General features: G+C 66.6%; 12 protein-coding genes. 8 read left to right on the top strand and 4 right to left on the bottom strand.

Going from position 1 to position 16,185, the window contains the following annotated elements:
• Positions 1 to 9 precede the first annotated feature (9 nt).
• Complete coding sequence (locus AC1DW2_RS23680) at positions 10 to 1,383, bottom strand: hypothetical protein (protein WP_477007203.1); 1,374 nt, start codon at positions 1,381 to 1,383, stop codon at positions 10 to 12.
• Between the two features lie 75 nt (positions 1,384 to 1,458).
• Between AC1DW2_RS23680 and AC1DW2_RS23675 the strand changes: the two genes are divergently transcribed.
• On the top strand, positions 1,459 to 2,655 hold the full coding sequence (locus tag AC1DW2_RS23675; protein ID WP_477007202.1) for an MFS transporter: 1,197 nt from the start codon (positions 1,459 to 1,461) through the stop codon (positions 2,653 to 2,655).
• Here the strand turns inward: AC1DW2_RS23675 and dgcA are convergent.
• Positions 2,625 to 3,620 (bottom strand): N-acetyl-D-Glu racemase DgcA, encoded by a 996-nt coding sequence (gene dgcA / locus AC1DW2_RS23670; RefSeq protein ID WP_477007201.1) that lies wholly within the window; start codon positions 3,618 to 3,620, stop codon positions 2,625 to 2,627. The two genes, AC1DW2_RS23675 and dgcA, sit on opposite strands and share 31 nt — an antisense overlap.
• Before the next feature lie 143 nt (positions 3,621 to 3,763).
• Here dgcA and AC1DW2_RS23665 point away from each other — a divergent pair, with 143 nt between their 5' ends.
• The 3 genes from AC1DW2_RS23665 to AC1DW2_RS23655 are packed head-to-tail and all read left to right on the top strand — an operon-like array spanning position 3,764 to position 6,580.
• Positions 3,764 to 4,897 carry an MlaE family ABC transporter permease gene (locus AC1DW2_RS23665; RefSeq protein ID WP_063982228.1) on the top strand — a complete coding sequence of 378 codons (1,134 nt, stop codon included), beginning with the start codon at positions 3,764 to 3,766 and terminating at the stop codon, positions 4,895 to 4,897.
• Between the two features lie 2 nt (positions 4,898 to 4,899).
• On the top strand, positions 4,900 to 5,682 hold the full coding sequence (locus AC1DW2_RS23660; RefSeq protein ID WP_208087736.1) for an ABC transporter ATP-binding protein: 783 nt from the start codon (positions 4,900 to 4,902) through the stop codon (positions 5,680 to 5,682).
• Between the two features lie 16 nt (positions 5,683 to 5,698).
• A complete protein-coding gene (locus AC1DW2_RS23655) occupies positions 5,699 to 6,580 on the top strand; it encodes an MlaD family protein (protein ID WP_085405869.1) in 882 nt (293 codons plus the stop codon).
• Between the two features lie 179 nt (positions 6,581 to 6,759).
• Here AC1DW2_RS23655 and AC1DW2_RS23650 read toward each other — a convergent pair whose 3' ends face one another.
• Complete coding sequence (locus AC1DW2_RS23650; RefSeq protein WP_477007200.1) at positions 6,760 to 12,501, bottom strand: apolipoprotein A-IV repeat region-like domain-containing protein; 5,742 nt, start codon at positions 12,499 to 12,501, stop codon at positions 6,760 to 6,762.
• Between the two features lie 395 nt (positions 12,502 to 12,896).
• Here AC1DW2_RS23650 and AC1DW2_RS23645 point away from each other — a divergent pair, with 395 nt between their 5' ends.
• Positions 12,897 to 13,271 carry an Hpt domain-containing protein gene (locus tag AC1DW2_RS23645; protein ID WP_187388006.1) on the top strand — a complete coding sequence of 125 codons (375 nt, stop codon included), beginning with the start codon at positions 12,897 to 12,899 and terminating at the stop codon, positions 13,269 to 13,271.
• 166 nt (positions 13,272 to 13,437) lie between these two features.
• Positions 13,438 to 13,758 carry a 2Fe-2S iron-sulfur cluster-binding protein gene (locus tag AC1DW2_RS23640; protein WP_014493954.1) on the top strand — a complete coding sequence of 107 codons (321 nt, stop codon included), beginning with the start codon at positions 13,438 to 13,440 and terminating at the stop codon, positions 13,756 to 13,758.
• Between the two features lie 15 nt (positions 13,759 to 13,773).
• On the opposite strand, the gene AC1DW2_RS23635 is transcribed toward AC1DW2_RS23640, so the two are convergent.
• Positions 13,774 to 14,241 (bottom strand): acyl-CoA thioesterase, encoded by a 468-nt coding sequence (locus AC1DW2_RS23635; RefSeq protein ID WP_063982232.1) that lies wholly within the window; start codon positions 14,239 to 14,241, stop codon positions 13,774 to 13,776.
• 183 nt (positions 14,242 to 14,424) lie between these two features.
• Between AC1DW2_RS23635 and AC1DW2_RS23630 the strand changes: the two genes are divergently transcribed.
• Together AC1DW2_RS23630 and AC1DW2_RS23625 are read left to right on the top strand one after the other, a co-directional pair.
• Positions 14,425 to 15,453 carry an NAD(P)/FAD-dependent oxidoreductase gene (locus AC1DW2_RS23630; RefSeq protein ID WP_085405872.1) on the top strand — a complete coding sequence of 343 codons (1,029 nt, stop codon included), beginning with the start codon at positions 14,425 to 14,427 and terminating at the stop codon, positions 15,451 to 15,453.
• Positions 15,454 to 15,560: 107 nt separating this feature from the next.
• The gene (locus AC1DW2_RS23625; RefSeq protein ID WP_063982234.1) at positions 15,561 to 16,172 is read left to right on the top strand and encodes a DUF2147 domain-containing protein; all 612 of its coding nucleotides are present in this window, start codon (positions 15,561 to 15,563) and stop codon (positions 16,170 to 16,172) included.
• Positions 16,173 to 16,185 lie beyond the last annotated feature (13 nt).

The following is a 16,185-nucleotide window of genomic DNA, read 5'->3' as shown; positions in this document are numbered from 1 at the left end:
GCGCGCCCCTTACGAGAAGAACGCGATCTTCTCGGCCTGGGTCATGCGGCGGATTGGCGCCATGGGGTCGTTGGCCGCCGCGCGGGGCTTTTGCAGGATGCCACTGGCGAGGATGGTGGCGCCGAGCGAGGGCTCGGGCAGGGACGCGGACAAGGGCGAGGGCATCGGAAGCGTCGCGGTCGGCGCCGCACCGAATGTCGCGGCGGCTGCCATGGCCGGGGCCGGCTGCTCCATCACTTCGGCGGCGGCCTCCGCAATGGCGTCGGTGAGGCGCGCAAGCGAGTCCATCGCGATCGGCGCGTCTTCGGCGGGCTCCTCCGCGGCTGCGGTGGCGGCCGGCTCGGCTGCGACCGGCTCCGGAAGCTCTGCGGCAATGGGCGCTGCGACCTCCGCAGCCATCGGCTCCGGAATGGCCGCTTCCAGCTCGACCGGTTCGGTGATCTCGCCGAACTCCGGATCGGGTGCGGCCATTTCCAGCGCGATGGCATCGAGTATGGCTTCGTCCTCGGCTTCCGCGGCGGCGTCGAGCGAGACCCCGTCAGTCACCTCAGTGAAAGCGGCGGCCTCTGCGACCTCCGCTTCGGGGCCGACGTGATGGCCGGCGACGAGCTCCGGCTCGGTGGCGACGTCGATCGCGTCCTCGCCAACGGCGCGTGCTTCGGCGGCGCTGGCCGCCTCGACCGCTACCTCGGGCGCGGGAGTCGCTGCGATGTCCTGCGGCGCCTCCGTAAAAGCCACGGGTGCCATCGCGGCAGGCGTAGCGTCAACAGGCGCAGCCTCTGCGACGGGCGCTTCCTGCACCGGCGCAGGCGCGGGATGCACCGCCGCTTGCGGCGCTGTGTCGCCGTCACCATCAAGCTGCTCGACCCGATCCCTGAGCAGATCGAATGCAGCCTTGAGCTCGACGCGGGGGTCGATGGTCGATAGCTGTCCGCAAGCCGCCTCGATGGAGGCGAGCTGCGAATCAATGAGATCGCAGATTCGCCCGTCGGCGCCGATCTCGCGCCAGCGCCAGGAGATCTCCTTGATGATGCGCACGCCGCGCGGAATCGGCGCGAGGCTGGCCTCGATCGCCGCAGGATCGAAGGCGGCGATCGCGATCGTCTCGGCCTCACGGATGGCGCGGCGGATCTCGACCAGCGCCTCGGGCAGGCGATCCTCGACGACCGGTTGTCGCTGTGCCGCAAGGGTTTCTTCGATTTTCGCGACCGCATCGAGCACCATGCGGGTATCTGCATTGCGGTTGCGCTTGGCATATTCGCCGAGGAACCAGCGGCCGCGCGCGGTCTCCATGAAGGCTTCGCGGATCGCGTCGTAATCCTGCTCGTTCGGCTCGGCCGCACGGGCAGACATAGGCGAGAGGGCGAATGCTTCGTTGGCCATGACAATCTCGTCGCGCAAATCACTACGCGTTACTGTAACGATCACCACGATATCGACCGAATCGCAATTGGTTTGATGGCAGGCGAATCACAAATCCCCACGCAAGCTGCCGTGAAGCGGCGATTCGCCGTGAGCCTGGCGCTGTTCTATTCGGCGGTCTTCGCGGTGTCGGGCACGCATCTGCCGTTCTTTCCGCTCTGGCTGAAGGCGATCGGCATCGACGCAAGCTGGATCGGCCTCATCAACGCGCTGCCGGCGATCACGCGCTTCACCACGCTGCCGCAGATCACCGCCCTTGCCGAAAGGCGACATGCCATTCGCGCCGGCATGATGGTGTCGGTGCTGGCAACCGCGATCGGGTTCACGGCGGTCGGCCTGCAGCAGCAGCCGCTGGCGCTGTTCCTGATCTATGCGCTGACCTGCATGATGTGGACGCCGACGACCCCGCTGACCGATGCCTATGCGCTGCGCGGCGTCGCCCGCTACGGGCTCGATTACGGACCGTTGCGACTGTGGGGTTCGGCGGCCTTCGCCGCGGGCTCGCTCGCCTGCGGCTTTCTCGTCGACCACATCGCTGCGCGCGATCTGATCTGGATCATCGTCGCGTGGGCCGTCGTTGCGGTCGCCGCCAGCCTGCTGCTGCAGCCGCTCGACGATGTCAGGCGGAGGACGACGGAGACGCATGCCGGCAAGGCCTTGCTGCGCGATGGCGGCTTCTGGGCCGTCATCGCGTCGGCCGCGCTGATCCAGGGCAGCCACGTCGCCTATTACACGTTCTCGGCCATCAACTGGCAGCTCCACGGCTTCGGCGGGCTGACGATCGCGGGCCTCTGGACGCTGGGCGTGATCGCCGAGATCGTCGTCTTTGCGCTGTCGCCGCGGTTCTCGCTGCATCCGTCCACGCTGATCGCAATCGGCGGCGTGAGCGCCGTGGTGCGCTGGATCGTCACTGCGCAGGAGCCGCCGCTCGCACTGCTCGTGATCGTGCAGCTCGGCCACGGCCTCACCTTCGGCATGACCATCGTCGGCACCATGAACCTGCTGGTGCAGCGCGTGCCATCGCATCAGATCGCGCGGGGGCAGGGCTATTACGCCGCGTGCAACGGGCTGTTGGGTGCAGCGACATCGATCGCATCAGGTGCGATCTACGCCCGCATCGGCGACAGCTTGTACTACGTCATGGCCGCGATGGCCGCGGCCGGCGCGCTGGTGATCTGGTCGGCGCGGCATCGACTCAAGGCTCATCCCCAGAGCGAGGACTCCGGCGGATAGACCAGGCTGTCGTCATAGCGCAGGCCGTGATCGCGATCGCGCGCGAGCAGCAGCGGGCCGTCGAGATCGACGAAGCGCGCCTGCGGCGTCACCAGCATTGCGGGGGCCATCGACAGCGAGGTCGCGACCATGCAGCCGATCATGATCTCGAAGCCGAGCGCCTGCGCCGCGTCGGCCATCGCCAGCGCCTCGGTGAGCCCGCCGGTCTTGTCGAGCTTGATGTTCACGGCGTCGTAGCGCTCACGGAGCGGCGCGAGCGAGGGGCGGTCATGCACGCTCTCGTCGGCGCAGACCGCGAGCGGCCGCTTGATCCGCGCCAGCGCGTCATCCTTCCCGGCCGGCAGCGGCTGCTCGACCAAGGTGACGCCGACGGCGTCGCAGGCGGCGAGATTCTGCTCCAGATTGGCCTCGGTCCAGGCCTCGTTGGCATCCACGATCAGCTCGGATTCGGGGGCGGCCTTCCGAACCGCCGCGATCCGCTGCGGATCGCCGTCGCCGCCGAGCTYGATCTTGAGCAATGGCCGGTGCGCGGCCCTGGCCGTCGCCGCCGCCATCGCCTCGGGGGTGCCCAACGAAATCGTGAAGGCGGTGGTGCGCTCGCCCGGCACCGGGCGGTCCAGCAGGTTCCAGGCCCGCAGGCCGGTCGCCTTGGCCTCGAGGTCGATCAGGGCGCAATCCAGCGCGTTGCGGGCGGCTCCCGGCGGCATGGCGGCTTGCAGGGCCTCCCGCGAGAGGCCGCCCGCGACGGCCGCCTGCATGGCCTGGATGGCCGCAAGGGTTGCCTCGGGGGTCTCGCCATAGCGGGGATAGGGGACGCATTCGCCGCGACCGGTGAGGCCGTTGCGGCTCACTTCGGCCACGACGGTCACGGCCTCGGTCTTGGCGCCCCGGCTGATGGTAAAACTGCCGGCGATGGGAAAGCGCTCGATTCGCGCGGCCAGGGCCGGAACTTTGCTGGAAGTCATTTTGAACTCTGGCGAAATCTGAACCTGCTAGTTACCTCTAGCAACTAACATTAACCAGTTGGGGATACCTTCTCTGGGTAAGGGCGTGTGCGCAACCATCTGATTCTACCCGTTTCTCGAGCCCCGGCCCGGGAGCGGAGACCTTGAGCGGCGATCCGAAGCTGGAACGGATTGCCAAGGGCAACGCGTTGGCACTCTGCGCCACCGGAACCTGGACCGCGAGCTTCGCGCCGGTCCTGGAGCGGATGGTGGCTGACGCCGAAAAGCTCGCCGGCGGCTCGCAAAGCATCTTCATCGACGTCTCCGAGGTCGCCAAGCTCGACACCTTCGGCGCCTGGCTGATCGAACGGCTGCGCCGCAGCCTGACCCAGGGCGCCGTCGAGGCGCAGATCGCGGGGCTTTCCGCCAATTATTCGAGCCTCGTGGACGAGGTGCGGCGGGTCGGGGCGACGCCGGTCGTCGACAGCAGCGCGGTCACCATCACCGGCATGCTGGAGCAGATCGGCCGGGCCGTGGCCGGGGTCGCCGGCACGGTTGCGGGCCTCGTCGACATGCTCGGCGCGGTGCTCGCGGCGGGTTTTCGCGTCCTGATCCATCCGCGCTCGTTCCGCCTGACCTCGACCGTGCACCACATGGAGCAGGTCTGCTGGCGCGCGGTGCCGATCATCGTGCTGATCACGTTCCTGATCGGCTGTATCATCGCCCAGCAGGGCATTTTTCATTTCCGCAGGTTCGGCGCCGATATCTTCGTCGTCGACATGCTCGGTGTGCTGGTGCTGCGCGAGATCGGCGTCCTCCTGGTCGCGATCATGGTCGCGGGTCGCTCGGGCAGCGCCTACACGGCCGAGCTCGGCTCGATGAAGATGCGCGAGGAGATCGACGCGCTGCGCACGATGGGTTTCGACCCGATCGAGGTCCTGGTGCTGCCGCGCATGCTGGCGCTGGTGCTGGCGCTGCCGATCCTCGCCTTCCTCGGCGCCATGGCCGCGCTTTATGGCGGCGGCCTCGTCGCCTGGCTCTATGGCGGCGTCGATCCCGAAGCCTTCCTGCTGCGTCTGCGCGACGCCATCTCGATCGACCATTTCATCGTCGGCATCGTCAAAGCACCGGTGATGGCCGCCGTGATCGGCATCGTCGCCTGCGTCGAGGGTCTCGCCGTGCAGGGCAGCGCGGAATCGCTCGGACAGCACACCACGGCCTCCGTGGTGAAGGGCATCTTCTTCGTCATCGTCATGGACGGCGTGTTCGCCATCTTCTTCGCCTCGATCGGGATGTGACGATGGCGCAAGAAACTCAAAACGCGATTCAAGATCCCATCATCCGCGTCCGCGACATCACGGTGCAGTTCGGCGCGACGCGCGTGCTCGATGGCCTCAACCTCGACGTCAAGCGCGGCGAAATCCTCGGCTTCGTTGGCCCATCCGGTGCCGGCAAGTCGGTGCTGACGCGCACCATCATCGGTCTCGTGCCGAAGGTCGCGGGCTCCATCGAGGTGTTCGGCGTCGACCTCGATTCCTCCAGCACCGCGCAGCGCCGCAGCGTCGAGCGTCGCTGGGGCGTGCTGTTTCAGCAGGGCGCGCTGTTCTCCTCGTTGACCGTGCGGCAGAACATCCAGTTTCCGATGCGCGAGTATCTCCGGGTCTCGCAGCGGTTGATGGACGAGATCACCCTGGCCAAGCTCACCATGGTCGGGCTCAAGCCGGAAGTCGCGGATCGCTTTCCCTCGGAACTGTCGGGCGGCATGATCAAGCGCGTGGCGCTGGCGCGCGCGTTGTCGCTCGATCCCGATCTCGTGTTCCTCGACGAGCCGACCTCGGGCCTCGATCCGATCGGCGCCGGCGATTTCGACGAGCTGGTCAGGACGCTCCAGCGTACTTTGGGCCTGACCGTTTTCATGGTAACGCACGACCTCGACAGCCTTTACACAGCCTGCGACCGCATCGCCGTTTTAGGGAACGGTAAGATCATTGCGGCAGGGTCGATCGCCGACATGCAGGCCTCGCAGCATCCCTGGCTGAGACAATATTTCCACGGCAAGCGCGCCCGTGCGGTGATGGGCTGAGGTGCCGGAGTAGCTGATGGAAACGCGGGCCAATTACGTACTGATCGGATCATTCACGCTGGCGGTGATCGCCGCGGCGATCGGCTTCGTGCTGTGGTTCCAGTCGCTGCACACCACCAAGCAGCGCAGCCCCCTGCGCGTCGTGTTCGAGGGCCCGGCGGCGGGCCTGCGCAACGGCGGCAGTGTCAACTTCAACGGTATCCGGGTAGGTGAGGTGGTCTCCGTGAAGCTCGACAACCCGCGGCGGGTTGTCGCACTCGCCATGGTCGAGAACAACACCCCGCTCCGCAAGGACACCCTGGTCGGCCTCGAATTCCAGGGCCTGACCGGCGTCGCCGCGATCTCGCTCAAGGGCGGCGAGGAGGCCGCGCCTCCGCCGCCGCTCGACGAGGACGGCATCCCGTCGCTGACGGCCGATCCCAACAAGCTCCAGGACGTCACCGAGGCGATCCGCGGCACGCTCCAGAACATCAACAAGATCGTCGCGGACAATCAGGAGTCGGTGAAGAACTCGCTGAAGAACCTCGAGACCTTCACCAACTCGCTCGCGCGCAACTCGGAGAAGATCGACGGCGTGATGGCCAAGGTCGACGGCGTCATGCACAAGGCCGACAGCCTCATGCTTGGCCTCAACACGCTCGCCGGCGGCAAGGACGGCGGCGAGCTGTTCCAGGCGGTGAAGTCGATCCGCGAGCTGGCCGAGGATTTCGACAAGCGCTCCGGTGCATTGATGACCGACGGCCGGCGCACGCTCGGCGACATCAGCCGCGCCGTGAACAATTTCGACCGCAACCCGACCCGCGTGCTGTTCGGCGCCAGCAACAGCGCCCCGGCCGCCGCTCCGCCGCCCGCCGAGCCGCCGAGGCAGGCGCCCGCCGCGAGCGGCAGGCGGCAGTAGGCGTTTAGTACACGGACCTCACCTCGTCATTGCGAGCGTAGCGAAGCAATCCAGATTGTCTCCGCGGAAGCAGTCTGGATTGCTTCGTCGCAAGGACTCCTCGCAATGACGGGCTCAAACGAAAACGGAGGCCGTGAGGCCTCCGTTCTCATTCGCTATTCGTTGTCGCTATGGGCTGATCACCCGAGCCGGCCCGCTGCATGCGCGAGCAGCGTGTAGACCAGGCCCGTCTCCGAGGTCAGGTGGCTGCGCAGCTCCTGCGGACCACGGCCGTCGCGGGCGACTTCGTCGAGCAGACGCTCGAACTCGGCGACGTAGCGGTCGACCGTGCCCTTGAAGTTGCGGTCGGCGCGGTACTTGCGGGCGACCTCGTCAAAGGCCTTCTGGCCGGCGGGCGTGTAGAGGCGCTTGGTGAAGGCCTTGTTCTCGCCGCGCTGGTAGCGGTCCCACATCTCGGCGGCGAGGTTGCGGTCCATCAGGCGGCCGATGTCGAGCGACAGCGACTCCAGCGGATTGCTGCCACCCTGCGGAGCCTGCGGCTGCGGCGCGGGTGTCGCGCGGCCACGCGGGGCCTCACGTCCGGTCGGAGCACCCTGGTTGGCGTCCGTGCGGTTCAGGAGGTCCGACAGCCAGCCGTCGCGGCCCTGGTCGTTGCCTGCGGGCGCGACCGGCGGCGCTTCGGTGCGGCGCGAGGAGGCGGGCATGCCGAGGTCCGGCGGCGGCAGCGTCGAGGCGCTGCCGGTGTCGCGGCCGCGGGTCTCGGTGTTGCGCGTGCCGACGGCTGCCAGCAACGGCTCTTCCTGGCGCTGCGCGCCGGCGCGGCCCGTCGTGGAGACGTCGAGGCCACGGCCATGCTGGGCCACGATGCGGTTGAGCTCGGCGAGGGCCTCGATCTGGTCGACGATCACCTTGCGCATCTGCGCAGTGCTCTCGGCGGCCTCCTGCGGCATCTCGAGCACGCCGCGGCGCAGCTCGTTGCGGGTGGCTTCGAGCTCGTTGTGCATCTCGAACGCCATCTGCTTCATGCTGGAGACGAGGTTGGTGAACTTCTCGGTCGACTGCTTGAACATCGTATCCGCCTCGTCCGTGGTCTGGCGGTAGATGTCGTGCATGGCCTCGATGGTCTGGCGGTGCTCCTCCTCGGACGCCACGCGCACCGCCTCGAACTGGCGGGTGATCGCGGCGGAACCTGCGCCGGCGGTCTCCGCGACGACGCGGGCGATGTCGCGGGCACGCTCTTCGGCGGCGGCCAGCGATTCATCGAGCAGGCCGGTGAAGCGCGACAGACGCTGGTCGAGATCGGCCGTGCGCAGGTCGATGGTCGTGACGAGCGATTCCAGCGCCTGCTTGCGTTCGGCGAGGGAAGCGGTGGTGTTCTTGTTGCTCACCTCGACGACCTGCGCGGCCTCGACCAGTGCCTTGCCGTGCGCGTCGAACTGGGTCGATAGCTCGCCGAGGTCCTGCAGCGCCCGCGTGGTCTTCGTGTTGAAGACGTTGAGCTGGTCTTCCAGGTTCTGCGTCGCAGCGCCGTTGCGCGAGGTGACGTCGTTCATCGCCGAGACGAAGTCGGCGACGCGCGTCACCAGCGCCCGCTCGAGCGAGTTGAGGTTGTCGTGCGCACCGGTCAGCACCTCCTGGAGCAGGATATTGCCTTCGCGCAGACGCTCGAACAGGGCCACCGTATCGGTACGCAGGATCTTGCTGGTCTCCTGCATCTCGGTGACGGCCGCGATCGAGACCTGGCGCGACTGGTCGATCGCCGAGCGGGAGGCCTGCTCGAGGTCCTTGAGCGACTTGCCGACCGCGCCGGTGGCCATCTCGCTCGCCGCGTTGATGGTGCGGGCGACTTCGGAGCCGTTGCCCATCATCGTCTGCGAGAACGCATGGCCGCGCGTCTCGATCGACTTCAGCGCATCCGAGGTGACGCGGTCGATGTCGAGCGTGAGCTGGCTGGTCTTCGAGCCGATCGCGTCGACCAGCGCGCCGCGCTTGGCGTCGATCATGTTCGACAGACGGTCGGCCTGCTGCTGCACGTAGGTGACGATCTCGTCGGTCTTGCCGGTCATGGCCTGGCCGAAGCTGCTGCTGGCGGCGAGCACCGAACGCTCGACGTCGGACGAACTCGACTTGACACGCGAGCTTGCCTCGTTGGAGGCGTTGATCAGCGCGTTCTGGGCGTTGAGCGCGCTGGTCTGGATGTCGTTGGTGGCGTTGGTCGTGGCCGTGCTCAATACGCGCTCGATCTCGGTCGAGATCGTGCGGATCTGGCTTGCGGCATCCGCCGACGTCGAAGTCAGCGAGGTCTGCGCCTCACGCGCGCTGTTCAGGATGGTCGAGGCGGTGTCGGCGCCGATCGAGGTCAGCGTGCGCTCGATGTCCGTGGTCAGCGACTTGATCTGGCTTGCCGCATCCGTCGAGGCGGTGATCAGCGTGCCCTGGGCCTCGCGCACGCCGCTGGTGAGCGCCTCGATGGTGGCGCCGCCGGCGGTCGCCAGCGCGCGCTGCATCTCGGCCGCCAGCGAACGGACCTGGCTGGTCTGTTCGGCCGAGACGGAGAGCAGGGTGCTCTGGGCGTCGCGGGCGCTGGTCGTGATCGTCTCGGCGGTCGACTGGCCGACCTGCGAGAGCGACCGATGCACTTCGACCGCGAGCGACTTGACCTGGGTCGCCGCATCCGAGGACGCGTTGACGAGCGTGGTCTGGGCTTCGCGGGCGCCGGTCATGATGGTCTCGGCCGTCGAGGTGCCGGCCATCGAGAGCGAGCGCTGCACGTCCGAGGACAGCGCCTTGATCTGGTTGGCGGTCTCGGTCGAGGCCGCAATCAGCGCGCTCTGCGCATCGCGGGCGCCGGCGGTGATCGATTCCGCCGTGGTGGCGCCGGCCAGCGACAGCGAACGCTGCACGTCGGCGGTGAGGGTCTTGACGTGGTTGGCCGCGTCCGAAGACGCCGTGACGAGCGTGGTCTGTACCTCGCGGGCGCCGGCCAGGATCGAGGCTGCGGTGGCAGAACCGGCCGCCGACAGCGTGCGTTCGACGTCGACCGCGAGCCCCTTGATCTGGTTGGAGGCATCGCCGGAGGCAGCGACCAGGGTCGACTGAGCCTCGCGGGCGCTGCTCAGGATCGAGTTCGCAGCACCGGTGCCGACCGCGGTCAGCGCGCGCTCGACCTCAGTGGAGGTCATCTTGAGCTGGGCGTTGACATCGGAGGAGGTCATTTTGAGCTGGGCGTTGACGTCGGAGGAGACCGTCATCAGCGACTGCTGGGCGGTACGCGCACCGGTCTGGATCGTTTCGCTGGTGTTGACGACGAGGTTGGTGAGCGAGCGCTCGGCATCCTCGACATGCGAGCGGATCGCGGTCGAGATCATCTCGGCGCGGGACATCATGTCCTCGCTGGCCTGACGGCCGCTGCTCTCGATGCGGCCGGCGACGGCTTCGACACGCGAGCCGAGCAGGTCCTCGAACTGCGCCACGCGCACGTCGATGTCGTTGGCGACCGAGCCGACCTTGGTCTCGATGGCCTGGTGGATGTCCTGGAAGCGCGCCGTGACCGTGTCGGTCAGGTGCGTGCTGCGGCCGTCGATCATCTCGGCGACGCCGGTGATGCGGCGGTCGACCGCCTCGATCGCCTGCGCGGTGCCGTCGGTGAGCGTCGAGGTCAGGAGGGTGAGGCGCGTGTCGATCGACTGCACGGCCTGCGAGGCGCCGTTCGTCACCGCAGTCGTCAGGTAGGTGAGGCGCGTGTCGATGGATTCGAGCGCCTGCGAGGCGCCGCCCGAGAGCGTCGTCGTGAGGTGCGTCAGCCGCGTATCGATCGACTGGATGGTCTGCGATGCGCCATCGGTGAGCGAGGTCGCGAGATAGTTGAGGCGCGTATCGATCGTCTCGATGGCCTGCGATGCGCCGTCAGTGAGCGACGTCGTGAGGTGGGTGAGGCGGGAGTCGATCGACTGGATCGCCTGCGCGGCACCGTCGGTCAGCGACGAGGCGAGGGTGTTGAGGCGTCCGTCGATGGTTTCGGTCACCGACTTGGCGCGGGCGTCGAACGACTGCTCGAGCGCGGCGACGCGGCCGACGAGCTGGTCGTCGAAAGTCTTGATGTGGCCTTCGATCGTGCCGTCGAGGCTGACGATCTTGTCGTTCAGCGAGGCGTCGAGGTTGGTGACACGTTCGCCGACCGTGGTCTCGAACTGCACCAGGCGCTGGTCGAGCACGGCCGTGATCGCCCCGCCGTTCGAGGTGAAGCGGGTATCGAAATTGTCGACATAGGTCTTCAGGCTCTCGGCGATGTCCTGGGTGCGCTGGCCCATGCGATCGACGATATCACCGCCGAACGTCTTCACGGTGCGGTCGAACTCGGAGATGTGGCGGGTGATCAGCGCGCCGAGCGTGCCGGAGTCGCGGGCGAACCTCTCGACCAGCTCGGTGCCCTGGTTCTTCACCAGCTCGTCGAACGCGCTCATCTGCAGCGACAGCGAGTCGTGCGCGGTCTCGGTCTGGCTGACGACCTTGGCGACGAGGGTGTTGACGGTGGCGTCGAGCGCCTCGCTCGCCTTGTCGCCGGAGGTCATGATGTGGCCGGCGAGCCGGTTGCCGGCATCGTCGATCTTGGCGGAGAGGTCGTTGGAGCGCAGCTCGAGCTCGAGCAGCAGCGAGTCCGACGAATTCTTCAGGCTGTCGTGCACCTGCTCGGTGCGCTCGGAGATGCCGTCGACGATGGCGGCGGAGCGCTGCTCGAACTCGCCGGTGATGCGGTCGATACGCTCGTTCAGCATCTCGTGGACGCGGTCGGCGAGGTCGACGAACTCGTCGTGGACGTGGCCGGTCTTGAAGTTGAGGCTGGTGGTCAGCCGCTCGCTGGCGTCGAGCACGGCGCGCGTGGTCTCGTTGCTGGCCTCCTCGAGGCGGTCGAGCAGGTCGCCGCCGCGCTCGCCGAGCGCGAGGATCATGTTGTCGCCGGCGTTGCTCAGTGCGCCGGTGATGTGGGCGCCGCGCTCTTCCAGCGCGCCGGTGATGCTCTTGGCGACCTCGTCGACGCGCGAGGCGATCGCGTCCGAGATCAGCGCGATGTCGTGGCGCAGATCGATCTGCACGCCGGAGATGGCGCTGCGGACCTGCTCGGCCTGGCCGACCAGATTGTCGCGCTGGTGCGCGATGTCCTGGAGCAGGGAGCGGATGCGCACTTCGTTGTCGGAATAGGCGCGTTCGAGCGCCGCAACCTCGTTGGCGACCAGCGTCTCGAGCTCGCCGGCGCGCGCGATGGCGCGTTCGATGCCGTCGCCCATCGCCGCGACCTCGCGGCGGATGGCCTGGCCGACGGTGACCATGGAATCGGACGCCGAGCCCTCGGGCTCGGAGAAGCGGATCGCGACCTGCGCCATCGCCTGCGCGATCATGCGCATTTCCTGGCCGCGCCAGACCAGGCTCGCCAGGAAGTAGAACAGCATGATCGGCGCGAAGAACATCGCGATCAGGCCGGCGATGACGAGCACGCCGCCGCTCTGGCCCATGGCAGCCTGGATCGAGGGCAGGAAGCCGACGGTGAGCGCGGCGCAGGCTGCGAGCCAGACGCCGGCGAAGATGGTGGCGAAGGTGTAGACGCTGCGGGCAGGGCGGCCCTTCTGAAGCGCCTGGAGCAACTGGCCGATGGTCTCGCGGTCGTCGTTGGCGGCGCGGCGCGAGGTGCGCGGCTCCTCGATCGTATCGAACACGGTGGCGCGCTCGTTGGCGGCAGGACGCGGCTCGAAGGTCGGCTCGTCGAAGATCGGAGGAGCCGGCGGCCCCACCGGAGCCGACGTTTCGTTGCGCATCGAGGCGTTGCGGCTGGTGTCCGCGGCCGTGTCGCTGATGTTCAGGGCTTCCTGGATCGCAGAAAGCGCAACTTCTGTCGGGTCTTTGACCTTTTTCGGAGTGTTCGCCATGTTCAGTCCGAGCCCTCGTTACTTGTACGCGTCCTCCCGCGAGCCCAGCGCGCTACGCAAGCCCACAGACCGGATCATGCCGCTTACGCGGATTCCCAGCCGTCCCCACCTGGACGGCTTGTCCGCTAATTTCTCCCAACATCCTATTGGCAGAGCGTCGCGAATGAAATGCCCGGGATTAAGACAATCTTAATCATCGTTAACAGGATAGCGCCGTAACGCCTTAGCAATAAATGGAATTCTCCACCGGACTCGCCGGATTGCGGCAACTTTTCGTCAATAAACGGGCGGATTTGCGTAAAACGGGCCAAACACTTCGTTAACCATTTCCATGCTTCGGTGGGGGAACTTGACCGCCGGATCGGCGGACATCGCGCGATGCCGGGGTCTGCGCCATGACGCCTGAACTGCAACGGATGGACTGGATGCCTTCGCCCCCGCTTGCACCCATCGACAGCCCGCTCGACCTCGATCACCTCTCGCGCATGACGCTCGGGGACACTGAGCTGGAACAGGAAGTGCTCGCGATGTTCGCCGAGCAGGCGGTTCGCCTGGTTGCGGCGATGGCAGCACTGCCGGCCGAGGCCGGCACACTCGCCCACAAGCTCGAGGGCTCCGCGCGCGGAATCGGCGCCTTTGCGGTGGCGGATGCCGCAGCCAGCCTGGAGACCGCGGTCCGGACCGGCCATGGCCAGCCCCACGCCTTCGCCGCGTTGAAAGAGGCGGTGACCGAGGCTCGCGCCGCCATCGAGGCGATCCTGAAGCCCTAGGGCGACAGGGCGAGAAACCGCGCTCTAGTCTTTTGTTTTGACGCGTTTTCTTCCCGCGAAGCGGGATTCACGTCGCTTCAAAACCCTATGGCGCCGGGCGGATCGACCCGTTATAGGACAGCCCGGACCCTCCTTCATTCGCAACATCGCGGCAGCACGAGCACACATGGCCAAGATTAACTTTGTCGACCACAAGGGCGAAACCCGTACGGTGGAAGTCGAGAACGGCGCGACCGTGATGGAAGCCGCCATCCGCAACAGCATTCCCGGCATCGAGGCCGAATGCGGCGGCGCCTGTGCCTGCGCAACCTGCCATGTCTATGTCGACGAAGCCTGGCGCGAGAAGGTCGGCAGCCCGACGCCCATGGAAGAAGATATGCTCGATTTCGGTTTCGACGTGCGCCCGAACTCGCGGCTGTCCTGCCAGATCAAGGTCTCCGACGAACTCGACGGGCTCGTCGTGGCGACGCCGGAACGGCAGGCCTGATCGTCCCTCACTATACTAGATGCTCGGCGGCGCGACCTCGATACCGCGCTTGTGCCAGGGCCTGAGCTTCTCGATGATCTCAGCGGTGAGCGGTGCGGGCCGCCGCGTCGCCTCGTCGAGCATGACGCCGACCGACATCGCCGATGCGATGCACTTTCCTTCCGAAAACACGACCTGTTCGAAGGTCACCGACGTCCGTCCCAGTTTGACCACGCCGAGGCCGAGCTCGATCGTGTTCGGCCAGTGCAGCTCGGCGCGGAAATGGATGTCGAGGCGCACCATGATCCAGGCGAGGCCCGGCGGCGTCAGCCCGTATTCCGGGCTCTTCATCAGCGTGACCCGGCCGGTCTCGAAATAAGTGGCGTAGACCGCGTTGTTGACGTGCTGGTTCGGATCGAGATCGCCGAAGCGGACATTGTCGCCGAGACGATAGGGATAGTCCTCCAGGCGCGGCGTCGTATCGAGGCGGCTTGGTGCGTTCACCGATTGATCTCCGTCATATCGCTTCCCGTTACAGCCCAGTTATCCTGACCCGGCAAGTGGGCGCGGCTGCGGGGTGCTCCCGCTTTTATGCCTTCCCTGATCCATCCCCGTTGGCTAGACAGGCAGGGTCACTTCTGCCCCCCGGGGCGGCGTCCAACCGATAACGATCGATAAAGAGACGACATGAGCGACGTGATAAAAACCGATGTGCTGATTATTGGCGCCGGCCCCTGTGGTCTGTTCGCCGCCTTCGAGCTTGGCCTTCTCGACATGAAGGCGCATTTCATCGACATCCTCGACAAGGTCGGCGGCCAGTGCGCCGAGCTCTATCCGGAAAAGCCGATCTACGACATTCCCGGCATTCCGCACGTTTCGGGGCAGGGCCTCACCGACGCGCTGATGGAGCAGATCAAGCCGTTCCATCCGACCTTCCATCTCGGCGAGATGGTGGAGACGGTGGAGAAGATCGGCGATCCCTTGTTTCGCTGCACCACCGACGCGGGCAAGGTGTTCGAATGCAAGGTGGTGGTGATCGCGGCCGGCGGCGGCTCGTTCCAGCCCAAGCGCCCGCCGGTGCCGGGCATCGAGGCCTATGAGGGCACCTCGGTGCACTACGCCGTGCGCAAGATGGAGACGTTCCGCGACAAGAGCGTTCTGATCGTCGGCGGCGGCGATTCCGCGCTCGACTGGACGCTCAATCTGCATCCGCTCGCCAAGCGCGTCACGCTGCTGCACCGGCGCGACGATTTTCGCGCCGCGCCCCACAGCGTCGAGCAGATGCGCGCGCTGGTGGCCGACGGAAAGATGGATCTGCGGCTCGGGCAGGTCACCGCGCTGTCCGGCACCGAGGGCAAGCTGACCGGCGCCACCGTCAAGGGCAACGACAACAGCGTGAGCGAAATTTCCTGCGACACCATGCTGCCGTTCTTCGGGCTGACCATGAAGCTCGGTCCGGTCGCGAACTGGGGCATCGCGCTGGAGAACAATCTGGTGCCGGTCGAGACGTCCGCGTTCGAGACCAACGTATCCGGCATCTTCGCCATCGGCGACATCAACACCTATCCGGGCAAGCTCAAGCTGATCCTGTGCGGCTTCCACGAGGGCGCACTGATGGCGCAAAAAGCCCATCGCTACGTCTATCCGGAGAAGCGGCTCGTGTTCCAGTACACGACCTCGTCCTCCAGTCTGCAAAAGAAGCTCGGTGTCAACTGACGGCACCGGGTTCGGCAGGCAATGCCCCATGTTTCTGGTGCTGGAACCGTTCGCGAAATCGCCGTAGTCTGCGGCCATTGCAGTGGCGGCTTAGCAAGGTGATCATAATGCGGACTCTCTTTTCCAGCTTTCGACTGCTCTCGCCCCTCGCGCTCGCTGTTGCGCTGACGCTTGGCGCGGTTGGGCCGGTAGCCGCACAGGCGCAGCAGCCAACCGCCGCGGGTCTTTGGCAGAAGACCGAGGACGGCAAGACGGTGGGATGGTTTCTCTTCGTCGACCACAACGGCATCTTCGAAGGCGTGATCGCAAAAACCTTTCCGCGCCCCGGCGACGACCCGAATGAGGTCTGTGCGAAATGCACGGATGATCGCAAAAACGCCCCGGTGCTCGGGCTCTCCTTCATCCGCGACATGAAGCGCGACGGCTTGAAGTATGACGGCGGCAACGTGGTCAATCCGCGCGACGGCAACATCTGGAAGGCCAAGATGTCGGTCAGCCCGGACGGGCAGACGCTGACCATGCGCGGCTTCCTCGGCATTTCCCTGTTCGGCAAGGACGAGACCTGGACGCGTCTTCCCGACGCCTACATCGCCCAGGTCGATCCTGCCATCGTCGCCAAATATCTTCCGGCACAGGCGACCGCCGCGACGACGAAGCCGGCGCCCGCGCCCGCGGCGAAGAAGGGCGGCGCGATGATGGCGCCGGCGCCGAAGCAGTAGGGCCCCTCCGTAT

Source organism: Bradyrhizobium sp. P3_C3, assembly GCF_056402655.1.
Note: the sequence above shows the minus strand (reverse complement) of the source record. Positions and strands in the feature narration are given on the sequence as shown.

Bases quoted from the DNA above. Each gene is read 5' to 3' on its own strand.
- AC1DW2_RS23675 (WP_477007202.1), top strand. From the start codon at position 1,459: ATGGCAGGCGAATCACAAATCCCCACGCAAGCTGCCGTGAAGCGGCGA.
- AC1DW2_RS23630 (WP_085405872.1), top strand. From the start codon at position 14,425: ATGAGCGACGTGATAAAAACCGATGTGCTGATTATTGGCGCCGGCCCC.
- AC1DW2_RS23645 (WP_187388006.1), top strand. From the start codon at position 12,897: ATGACGCCTGAACTGCAACGGATGGACTGGATGCCTTCGCCCCCGCTT.
- AC1DW2_RS23650 (WP_477007200.1), bottom strand. From the start codon at position 12,501: ATGGCGAACACTCCGAAAAAGGTCAAAGACCCGACAGAAGTTGCGCTT.
- AC1DW2_RS23640 (WP_014493954.1), top strand. From the start codon at position 13,438: ATGGCCAAGATTAACTTTGTCGACCACAAGGGCGAAACCCGTACGGTG.
- AC1DW2_RS23660 (WP_208087736.1), top strand. From the start codon at position 4,900: ATGGCGCAAGAAACTCAAAACGCGATTCAAGATCCCATCATCCGCGTC.
- AC1DW2_RS23680 (WP_477007203.1), bottom strand. From the start codon at position 1,383: ATGGCCAACGAAGCATTCGCCCTCTCGCCTATGTCTGCCCGTGCGGCC.
- AC1DW2_RS23625 (WP_063982234.1), top strand. From the start codon at position 15,561: ATGCGGACTCTCTTTTCCAGCTTTCGACTGCTCTCGCCCCTCGCGCTC.
- AC1DW2_RS23655 (WP_085405869.1), top strand. From the start codon at position 5,699: ATGGAAACGCGGGCCAATTACGTACTGATCGGATCATTCACGCTGGCG.